Annotated in this window: 10 protein-coding genes; 1 reads left to right on the top strand and 9 read right to left on the bottom strand. The window is 54.8% G+C overall.

Going from position 1 to position 10,099, the window contains the following annotated elements; translation table 11 throughout:
• Positions 1-155: 155 nt before the first annotated feature.
• Both ACR0B7_RS00005 and ACR0B7_RS00010 read right to left on the bottom strand, forming a co-directional pair.
• On the bottom strand, positions 156-1,055 hold the full coding sequence (locus ACR0B7_RS00005; protein ID WP_253282851.1) for a hypothetical protein: 900 nt from the start codon (positions 1,053-1,055) through the stop codon (positions 156-158).
• A gap of 138 nt (positions 1,056-1,193) precedes the next feature.
• Entirely contained in the window at positions 1,194-1,715 is a 522-nt protein-coding gene (locus ACR0B7_RS00010; RefSeq protein WP_170569475.1) for a glutathione peroxidase, read from the bottom strand.
• A 576-nt stretch (positions 1,716-2,291) separates the two neighbouring features.
• Between ACR0B7_RS00010 and ACR0B7_RS00015 the strand changes: the two genes are divergently transcribed.
• A complete protein-coding gene (locus ACR0B7_RS00015; RefSeq protein ID WP_170412909.1) occupies positions 2,292-2,789 on the top strand; it encodes a lactoylglutathione lyase family protein in 498 nt (165 codons plus the stop codon).
• Between the two features lie 213 nt (positions 2,790-3,002).
• Here ACR0B7_RS00015 and ACR0B7_RS00020 read toward each other — a convergent pair whose 3' ends face one another.
• The 7 genes from ACR0B7_RS00020 to ACR0B7_RS00050 all read right to left on the bottom strand — a co-directional run bounded on the left by ACR0B7_RS00020 (position 3,003) and on the right by ACR0B7_RS00050 (position 9,982).
• Complete coding sequence (locus ACR0B7_RS00020) at positions 3,003-3,845, bottom strand: cytochrome c (RefSeq protein WP_170569478.1); 843 nt, start codon at positions 3,843-3,845, stop codon at positions 3,003-3,005.
• Positions 3,846-4,187: 342 nt separating this feature from the next.
• Positions 4,188-5,495, bottom strand: a complete 1,308-nt coding sequence (locus tag ACR0B7_RS00025) for a TRAP transporter large permease subunit (RefSeq protein ID WP_170482024.1) — start codon at positions 5,493-5,495, stop codon at positions 4,188-4,190.
• Positions 5,495-5,995, bottom strand: coding sequence for a TRAP transporter small permease (locus tag ACR0B7_RS00030; RefSeq protein ID WP_480680689.1), 501 nt, complete (start codon positions 5,993-5,995; stop codon positions 5,495-5,497). Before ACR0B7_RS00030 ends, ACR0B7_RS00025 begins: the two co-directional genes overlap by 1 nt.
• Positions 5,996-6,057: 62 nt before the next feature.
• A complete protein-coding gene (gene dctP, locus ACR0B7_RS00035) occupies positions 6,058-7,071 on the bottom strand; it encodes a TRAP transporter substrate-binding protein DctP (protein ID WP_170482018.1) in 1,014 nt (337 codons plus the stop codon).
• Positions 7,072-7,164: 93 nt separating this feature from the next.
• A complete protein-coding gene (gene leuD, locus ACR0B7_RS00040) occupies positions 7,165-7,776 on the bottom strand; it encodes a 3-isopropylmalate dehydratase small subunit (RefSeq protein ID WP_170569481.1) in 612 nt (203 codons plus the stop codon).
• On the bottom strand, positions 7,776-9,182 hold the full coding sequence (gene leuC / locus ACR0B7_RS00045; RefSeq protein WP_170482012.1) for a 3-isopropylmalate dehydratase large subunit: 1,407 nt from the start codon (positions 9,180-9,182) through the stop codon (positions 7,776-7,778). Before leuC ends, leuD begins: the two co-directional genes overlap by 1 nt.
• Entirely contained in the window at positions 9,179-9,982 is an 804-nt protein-coding gene (locus tag ACR0B7_RS00050) for a GntR family transcriptional regulator (RefSeq protein WP_170482009.1), read from the bottom strand. The genes leuC and ACR0B7_RS00050 overlap by 4 nt, the downstream gene beginning before the upstream one ends.
• Between the last annotated feature and the right edge of the window lie 117 nt (positions 9,983-10,099).

A 10,099-nucleotide genomic window follows, 5' to 3' on the forward strand; every position in this document is an offset into this window, starting at 1 on the left:
GACCCCAAAGTAAAAGAGATCTCCCGACTGCTTTGGGCTCAGAGCAGCCATTCGCTATGTTCCGTCTAACTGACCTCTTTGCGGACAAAGCAGTGGTTCAACTCAGACGCGAGAAAACCTCCCCACACATATGGCAAACTGGCTCGATGCCGTGATCAGAACCTGACCCTAAACGCCAGCCCAACCAATGGTGCAGTGTCATACCTTTGCCGACTGATTTCTACTCCGTTCGCATCATCTAAAGTCAGGCGGCCATCAAATTCTGCGCCCGCAAACACGCTCATTGAAACCCCAGGATTCGGATTGTACCCAAGAGAAAGAACTACAGGGATACTCTTATCTTCACCCACCCCATCCGGGGCGAGGCCATCCCCATCTAACCTGAAACGAATTCTCTCTGAGCGTGCGGTCAACGAAAGGTCGATAGCCTCATTTAGAGCGTAGCTCAGCGACAACCCGGGGCCTTGCGTTGCTCCGACACCAGAGCCAGTGTTCAAATTCCAGCGGTCATTTATGTCCCAGTCGATAAGCAGAGCCGGAAAAAAATCAGTACCGCTTTCGTCAAATTCAGAAAACGCGCCAAAGGCCGGACCTATCGTTAGGCGCTCGTTCAGTTGCCATGCAATACCTGCAAAAACACCGTAGGTTCTACCGTCAGATGAGGAGGCCCCGCTTTGGTAGTCCCACCTGATCTGTGGCGAAACAAAAACCGTTGTTGTATCCCCCACACGAAACCGGACAGGAACAGCTACGCGAAGGTCCCGGATGTTTTCCCAAGGCTGGTTGTTAGATTGGCTGAAATTATAATCCAGCTTGCCAAAGCTGGTGGAAAGCCCAACGCTGCTTCCGCCTTCTAAATTGTAAAGTGCGGTAGCACGTAGAAACGCTCGACTTGCAGAGAACTTCCCACCGCCACTCAAATCCGCATCCCCTTGAAACGCGGCAAGCCCATCAACCTGATACGCCCATCCTAACCGAGGCTGGGCAGCCGACGGAAACGCGGTGAACCCAAGAAAAACAAATCCAAAGCAGCACGTTAGAAGAAGATTTTTCATCTGACATTTTCCACGTGAGACTGGTTTCCTTTTGGGATGCCATTGCTGGACGAGCGGTTCAAGTCCTATACCCGCACAATCATCTGGGTGCTTGCGTTTTGTGATGAATGGGTAGAGTGATCCGGCTGGAGCGGTTTTTCATGGCAGGAGTTCCTCGATCTTGTTCGTAATGGACGCCGAAAGCGGATCAACGGTCGACCTGTAGGTTTCTACGACTGTGCCATCGGGACCGATCAAGACCTTGTTGAAATTCCACCTTGGCACGAATCCTTCCTCCTCTTTCAAGGACCGGAAGAAAGGGTGAGCGTCAGGGCCGGTCACGTGTGTTATCACGCTCATCGGCAAATCGATTCCGTATTGCAGTTCGCAGAAATCGCGCACTTCGTCGTTGGTGGCCAGTTCTTGCTTGAAGTCATCCGAAGGGACCGCCACAACAACCAATCCGCGGTTGCGATACCGATCAAAAAGGTCTTGAAGCCCCCGGTATTGACGGGTGAACGCGCATTGGGATGCCGTATTGACAACTAGAACCGGTTGACCGTTCCAATCTGACAAAGACAAGGTTCCCCCGTCAATCGAGGCAAACTTCGCGTCAAGTTCAAGGGCGCGCACTTGTTCGCCTAGCAATAGCAAGCCGCAAAGCACAATTATCCGTAACATTCCACACCTCCATTTTCATAGTTGGATACGGAAGAACAATGCGGACGGATTTCATTTTGTGGACATAGCGCGCGGGCCGCGTGCAACTGCCGGCGGTCGCAACTCAGAGATAGAAAATTGGGGAAGTTCGAAAGCTCAATTCAGGCCCATTTTCAAAAATTATCTTGTTCCTCAGTGGCAACGTCAAAATGGCTTTACCCGAATATATTTGAAATCGGTCGTCGCTGGGACGCAGAAAATCATACCAGAACTAGTAATGCACTCGGCACTTTGAGAAGCGCAATACTGTAATTTGAACCTCTGTACTTTGAACTTCCGCGCTACGACGGGCTTTAGACGCAATAAAGAAGAAGACGTTTTCTGCAGGCTAAACGACGCCTGCATTGCTGACGTGGTCGCTTTCAATACCGGGCAGATATCTACCCGTGGATCAACGCTGAAGGGTCAATCAATTTGCTGGCAGCAGCTGTGAATTCGGCAATCACAATTTGACTTTTCCTTTGTTAGGCAGACTTCTACTTGCAGATCATTTTATTGAAACTGAACTTTGGTCCAAAACAGTTGAAAGGAACTACAATGTCGCACACACCTCGATCCTTTTCTCACATAGGGCTTTCTGTGCCAGACGTTGATGAAGCCGTAAAATTTTATTCTGAGGTATTTGGCTTCTACGTCATCATGCCGCCGACAGACGTTCTCGAGGATGATAGCGATATTGGTGTAATGTGCACGGATGTCTTTGGACCAGAATGGAAAAAACTGCGCATAGCTCACATGGCGACTGCGGATCGCGTTGGGATTGAGATTTTCGAGTTCGACGGGAATTATGCGCCTGAAAACAACATGGACTACCGGCGCAATGGGACATTTCACTTTTGCATCCAAGATCCCGACGTGGAAGGTCTGGTGGAAAAAATCGTAGCGGCAGGGGGAAAGCAGCGGATGCCCATTCGTTACTATTATCCGGGCGATAAACCTTACCGGATGGTCTATGTTGAAGATCCATTCGGTATTGTGTTCGAACTATACAGCCATTCCTATGAATTGACGTATTCGTCCGGTGCTTACAATTGAGAAACAATTCAATTTGAAGGCTGCTTTGGCTCCAAATAACCGTTCTCTGCGTTGCAGCGCATCTCAAGTTTTTGAGCGACTGCTTTGAGGTCTGAGCGATCGCTAGTTTCAATTCGCTTCAACGACCGCTTTGCGGATAAAGCTGACGTTTGGACTTGCATCTATGACGTCGGTTTGCCTGAAAATTTTGACTTCGAATGGATGGCAAATGCGTTAAGTCGGATCCGACAACGAGGGAAGTTGGCGCAAGTAATAAATTATTGCATCGACGTCCTCGGGCGTCATACGGCTGTAGTACCCGTAGCCCATGGGCGGCAGCATCGGGTTTCCGTTGGGTCGGACGCCAGTTGTGATCATTTGCTTCAGCTCCGCATCCGTCCACTCGGCAATTCCATCTTCTGCATGCGTTGTCAGGTTGGATGAAACTGAAACTCCCCATGGACCATGGAACTCAAAACCACCTGCACCAAGCTGATTGACCCAATCCGGCCCCATGGGGCCCATTGGACTGTGACACTCAATGCAGTGCGCCACCGGACCGGCAAGGTACTCTCCATACTCTACGGTCACACCTTCTTCTGGGTGCACGACGCTTGTGACGGGCGGTCCATATGCGGGAGGTAACGGTATTTTGTAGACGCTCTCGCCGGGATCATTCTCGACCGCTGGCAAACTGCGCATGTACATCACAATCGACAGAACGTCGTCGTCCGACAGCCGACTGTAAAGTGCTATTGGCATTGGGGGTCCTATTACCCTCGACCCACCTGGGGTAATCCCCTCCCGAATTGCCCGAGCAAATTCCTCGTCTGTCCATTCTGCCACGCGTCCACCCGGGGTGATATTGGGCGCAATTGCCGTAAAGCCTGGATTTTTTTCCACCAGGCGACCGGCCTGGTTCAATTCGATCATTGGTCCTTCGGGTCCAAGTGGAGTATGACAGTTGCCGCAGGCGGCAGGTCCTTCAACAAGGTATTCGCCTCGCTCCAAAGATGGTTCGGCAAACGCCATTGCGCCGGAGACAATGGCAATACCTGCCAATAAATTGGTTTTCATGTTTCTCCCCTCGTTTCCCTAAGGATGGCATAGAAAGCGAAATTTCCAAAGGTTTTGGGCGGGAGCAGTACTCAGCGTTTCATCTAAAATGGCAGAATGCAGGTAGGAGAGCGACCCGCTGCATCGCGGCAAGTCCGCTCCGAGCCCATTCGCCGCAGCGCCGCGCGACGTGATCGCCTGAACGACCGCTGTGCGGACAAACCTGCCGTTTGGTTTTATTCAAAGCAAGTTTAGCGTGGATTGCTCGCAGAATGTTGGCTGTGCGTCGTCGAAAGAAACGTACGCACCGTCGCTCAGCGACCTTCGCAAGGGTATTCATCCATTTGCCATAAAAGAGCATTCTCACAGGGACGGCAGGAATAAAGCCAGGTTTGGGAAAATGATCAATAAAACGACCAGCAAAATTGAGCAGAAAATAAACGGGAATGCGGACGTATAGATTTCGCGCATCGTTGTGCCCGGTGGCGCGACACCTTTCATCACAAAAAGCAGCAACCCAAATGGTGGTGTAGTGAAGCTGATCTCGAGCGAGAGCAACATTATCAGACCGAACCAGATGGGATCAAACCCGAGCGTTTGCGCCAGTGGAAAGAAGATAGGCACGGTCAGCAACATGATCGAAATCTGTTCCATGAACATGCCAAGTAACAACAAGACAGCGAACATCACCGTCAGCATGGCCAATGGAGCAAGTTCAAACGCGATGGCCCAATTCACCAGTCCTCGCGATGCTCCGGAAAATGCCAAAAGCTGGCTGAACGTGGCCGAGCCGAAGACGATCAAATAGGCCATCAGCGTGACCTTGAGCGCGCCGATGACCGATTTTTTGATCGCCTCCCACGAAAGGCAGCGAAAAATCGCGGCCAGGATCAATACGCCCAATGCGCCAAACGCTGCTGCCTCGGATGGGGTGACAAAGCCGCGGATCATCAAGACGATAATCACGACCATGACGCCAACCATCGGCACGACCTCAGTCATGAGCAGTTTCAGGCGGTACACCAACGACATGGGTTCGACGTCGTAGGCAGGAGCCGCCTCGGGATCCAGCCGAGTCTGGAGCCAGATTGTGCCAATGTAGAACAAGGCGAGTATCAAACCGGGAATGACTCCGGCTATCAGCAATGCCGCGACGTCTATCTGTGCCAGAGTGGCCAAAAGCACGGCAAGCGCCGAGGGCGGGATGATGATCGCCAAGCCACCGGTTCCCAAAATTGGTCCAATGCTCATGTATGATTTGTATCCGCGGCGGTTCATTTCGGGGACCATGAGCGACCCCAAAAGCGCGGTTGAGCCCATCGACGACCCCGACAACGTTGAAAACGCGGTGCCTCCAAGAACCGTCACATAGCTCAGCCGTCCCGGCAGCCGGCCAAGCAGCTTATCTATCGCGCTGAACATGCGCCCACCCAACCCGGTGTGGAAGAATATCTCACCCATCAACAAGAACAGCGGGATTGGCATCAACGCGTATTTGGTCAATGCGCCCAGCCCGTTGTTGAGGAGTTGCGTGACGCCGCGCTCCCCCCCCATAAAGACCCAGGCGCCGAGAATGTTGGCTGCAAGAAAGGCCAGTGCCACGGGCATTCCGATGGCCATCAGGAACACTATCGACCCAAGCAGCAGGGCAAGCGCTTCGTACCACTCCATTATTCGTTTATCCCTGCTTCTCCGTTGTGCATCAGCTCAGGCCCGAAGACAAAGCGCGAAAATTCGATCGCCATCATTCCAAACGATAGTGGAAAGGCGATGGTCAGCATCCATCGAGGGAAATAGTAAGCGCGGGTGTCGTAGTCCCCGCGCTCGATATTCGTCAGGACCAGATCAGCCCCTTGCCAGGCGAGGATCAGGCAGATCAGCACGCAGGCGGCTGCCACCGCACGGCTGACAATCCGGCGCAAACCAACAGGCAACGCGGCCGTCACCAGTTCGATGTGGACATGGCCCTTTTCCCGTACCAGCCAAGGCGCGCCCAGCATGGTCATGTACAACAGCCCGTATTCTGCAGACGTAAACAGCCAAGCAAAGGGTTGCAGCCCGGCATTTCGCATCAGAACTGACGTGATGACGGATAGCATCAGCCAAACCAGCAACAGGCCAGCGATAATGGCCATGCCAAACAGCACTGCGTCATAGATCCTTTTCATCATCCCGCCTGCTCTGCCCCTGGTAGTGAAAGGCCCGCCCATCTGGGACGGGCCTGTCGGTGATCTTAGTTCGCAGCGTCGAGATCGTAGAAAAGCTCGATCAGGCGATCATAGTTATCGGTGCCGCCGGGCTGCTCGGCCATCAGGCCCTTCATACGCTCCCATGTCTTTTCGCGGGCCGCGGCAAGGTACTTTGCCTTCGCCTCCCCTTCCAGCGTGACAACCGTCATGCCTGCAGCGTCCAGGGCCGCAAAGTCTTCGTCGCGTTTGCTGCGCAGGGCTTCAACACTGTCCTTTTCGTGTTGAATCGCAACATCTTGCAGGATCGTGCGTGCCTCTTCAGACAGCGAGTTCCAGCGGTCGAGGTTCACGATGACGCCAAGATCAGTCGAGAAGAAGCATGGTTCAATGCGATAGTTCAGGAACTCGTTCCATTTCAGGTCGATCAGGCCGATCTGGGTCCAGCCTGTCGCATCAACGACACCACGCTGCAGGGCCGAGTAGACCTCGCCCGTGGGCAGGTCGATTACTTGCGCACCAAGGTAATTGGTGAAGAATGCGTTGTAGACGTTGTTGCCGCGCAGCTTAAGTCCCTCGACTTCCAGATTGCCGTCGGCGTCAAAACTGGGCTCGTTACGGGTCCAAAGGTTGTAGCAGACTCCGCTGTCGAACCAGCCGAGGTACTTAAGGCCCATTTTGTCCTGATGAATCTGGTCGATCAGTTCCGTGCCGCCATTTTCACGGGTTTCGATCGCGGTCAGGTTCGACGCGACCATCGCATCTTTCTCGGGCAGCGCCCCACCGTAGAACGAGCCCGGAGTGTAAACCATGTCTACGATACCGTCGCGCACTGCATCGGGCTGTTGGAACATGCCAATGGCTTCCGGCCCGCCGCGCACGTCTATCTGAATGACCCCTTTGCCCGCTTCGTTTACCTTGTCGACAAAGTCTAGAAAGCTTTGGGTATAGATCAGCGTTTCAGGAAAGGCGTGAACCGCCGAGATCGTTTCTTCGGCTTTGGCCGTTCCGGCGGCGATCACGGCTCCTGCCAAAAGGCCAGCCAATGCGTTCATCTTCATATTTATTCCTCCACTTGTTTCAGGGGCATTTTCCTGGTTTCCCCTAATTTCAGGTCTCTTGACCCGTGTTGCGTCGTCTTTGCGCGACGTGTCCTATTCCGGTTTGTTCGGCCAGACCCAAGGGGCGGCCTTGTTGCGGTTATCCCTATGAGCATTGATCGTCCGCGTATGCTGCTGGGTCAGATCGATGTCGTCCCAGCCGTTGATCAGCTTCACACGCCATCCTTCGTCCAGCTCAAAGGTCGCTGTTATGTCCCCCAGGATCAGTCGGTTCTTGGTCAAATCAATCGACGCAAGGCATGGGGTATCTTTTAGCGCCTGCTGTATTTGCGCCACCTTCTTAGCGTCGACACGAGCAGGCAGCAGGCCGTTATTGACGGCGTTGTTGGCGAAAATGTCGCCGAAACTGGGTGCGATGACCGCGCGAATGCCTGCATCGACCAGCGCATAAACCGCCGCCTCGCGCGACGAGCCGCTGCCAAAGTTATGTCCGGCGACCAGAATGCTGATCCCCTCGTGGCGGTTCAGCGGAAAATCCGCTGATAGCTGTTCCTTGTCGTCCCGCCGCATGTCGTGAAGCAAATAGCGGCCATACCCCTCACTGCGCGGAACTGACATGAAACGCGCCGGGATCAGCTGATCCGTGTCGATGTTATCGAACGCCAGTGCCAGGGCCTGCCCCTGCTGAATGCTCCACCCCGCCATCACGCCGCCCTGCCCTGCAAAAGCGGCCTAACATCCGTAATTGTACCCGTTACAGCCGCTGCAGCTACCATCGCCGGGGACATCAGATGCGTTCGCGCGCCGCGCCCCTGACGTCCGCGGAAATTGCGGTTTGTTGAGGATGCGCAGCGCTTGCCCTCGGCCACAACGTCGCCATTCATGCCGACGCACATAGAGCAACCTGACGCGGCCCACTCCAACCCGGCATCTTGGAATATCCTGTCCAACCCTTCGGCTTCGGCCTGCGCCTTTACGCGCGCCGAACCGGGCGCGACAAGCCCCGGCACACGCGCCTGGCGCCCAGACAACACCAAAGCAGCCTCGCGAAGATCTTCAATGCGCCCATTCGTGCAGGAGCCGATAAACACCTGATCCACCGGGATACCGTCCAAAGGCTGCCCCGGTCTCAATGCCATGTACTCCAAAGCTTCGTGTGCTGAATTTGACCTTGCTGAATCAATGGCGTCTGGACTGGGGATGTTGGCCGTTATGGGCAGGGCCTGTTCCGGGCTGGTGCCCCACGTCACGGTTGGTGCGATGTCTGCTGAGCTCAGCGTAACCTCGCGATCGAAAACTGCCCTCTCGTCCGTGATCAGGCCGCGCCACACCTGTTGCGCTCTTTGCAGATCTGCGCCCGAAGGCGCGTATTCGCGCCCTTCAAGATAGGCAAACGTGACCTCATCCGGCGCAACCAAGCCAAACCGCGCCCCGCCTTCGATTGAGAGGTTGCACAGCGTCATGCGCCCCTCCATCGACAGATCCCGAATTGTCTGACCTGCATACTCAATCGCGTGGCCCTGCGCACCGCCGCTGCCCAATTGCGCGATCCAGTTCAGGGCGATGTCCTTGGCAGTGACGCCGAACCCCAAACGACCTTCGACGCTTATTCGCATGGCCTTGGGTTTTCGCTGCCAGACCGTCTGCGTCGCCAAAACATGCGCAACCTCTGTCGCCCCGATCCCGAAAGCCAATGCGCCAAATGCCCCGTGAGTGGATGTGTGGCTGTCCCCGCAATTGATAAGCAGCCCGGGCAATGTCAGAGCCAACTCGGGCCCGATTACGTGAACGATGCCTTGCGACGGGTCGCTCAGATCGAAAAGTCTGATGTTGTGGTCCGACGCGTTGTTTCGCAAGGTTTCGATCATCCGGGCAATCTTTGGATCGGCAATCCGGTCTCGGTTTCTTGTAGGCGCGTAATGATCTGCCACCGCAAACGTGAGGGCAGGTTCAGCCACGGATAAGCCGCGCTCTGTCAGCTTGGCAAAGGCATGATGCGACCCTTCATGCACCAAGTGGCGGTCAACCCAAAGCAGCGACACACCATCCTCGCGCCTCAGAACCTCGTGCGAGGCCCAGAGTTTGTCGAGCATGGTGCGCGGTGCGCTCATTTCCCGGTCTCCTCGCTGCGTCCGATCGCGGGCTCCCAATGCCTGGATGAACCGGTTCCCACACGCGCCAAAGGCATCTCAAGCCGAAACATGTCGGAACGATAGAGGCCAGAAAGATACTCGACCCCATTTCCTTCGACATCCCGAACGATGCGCTTAAGCGACAGCAAAGCTGAGCCGACAGCAACGCCCAATGCCTCAGCCACTTCAGGCCCCGCCAATGTTGCGGAGACGGTCTGATGCGCCCGTTCAATCTGCACGCCGCTACGCTCCAGAAGTTTGAACAGCGGTGTCGTGGCGAGGTCACTTTCCGAGTAGTTCTGTGCAATCACAGCGGGCACATAGGTAGTCAGATGCGAAAACGGGACATCATCAGTCAGTCGCACCCGCGTTGCGATCTGCACCTGATGGTCGCTCGGAAGCCCCATGGCCTTTGCTACCACCTCTGGAGCTTTGCCGTAGGAAAAGGACAATAGCCGCGCGGTTGTGCTCTGCCCCATTTCGACCAGCTGCGGCATGAGCGTATTGAAATCCATCGCTGCGTGTGCACCGAGGGTGGACTGGCCGGAAACCCGGGTACCACTTCCAGCCTGACGCTCGATCAGGCCATTGCGTGAAAGCGCGTCCAGCGCCCGTCGTATTGTCACTCGCGATACACTGAATTTCTCGGCCAGCCGCTGCTCCCCGGGCAGGGTTTCCCCCGCCGAAAGCTGCCCTTCGGTGATTTGATCGTGCAGATGCAGGTAGACTCGTTGCGCCTTGGTCCCGTCCGGTAGATTGGCCGCGTTGATCTTGTTCACCCGTTGATTCCCCTTTTACAGCACCTTCAATCGTAAAACCGGAACTTGGAAAATCAAGCTTTAGTATTATTGCCTCTCCAAAAATAGTCTTACAATTATATAGCAACCTGTATTACA

The sequence above is a fragment of the Ruegeria sp. BB6 genome (genome assembly GCF_056539385.1).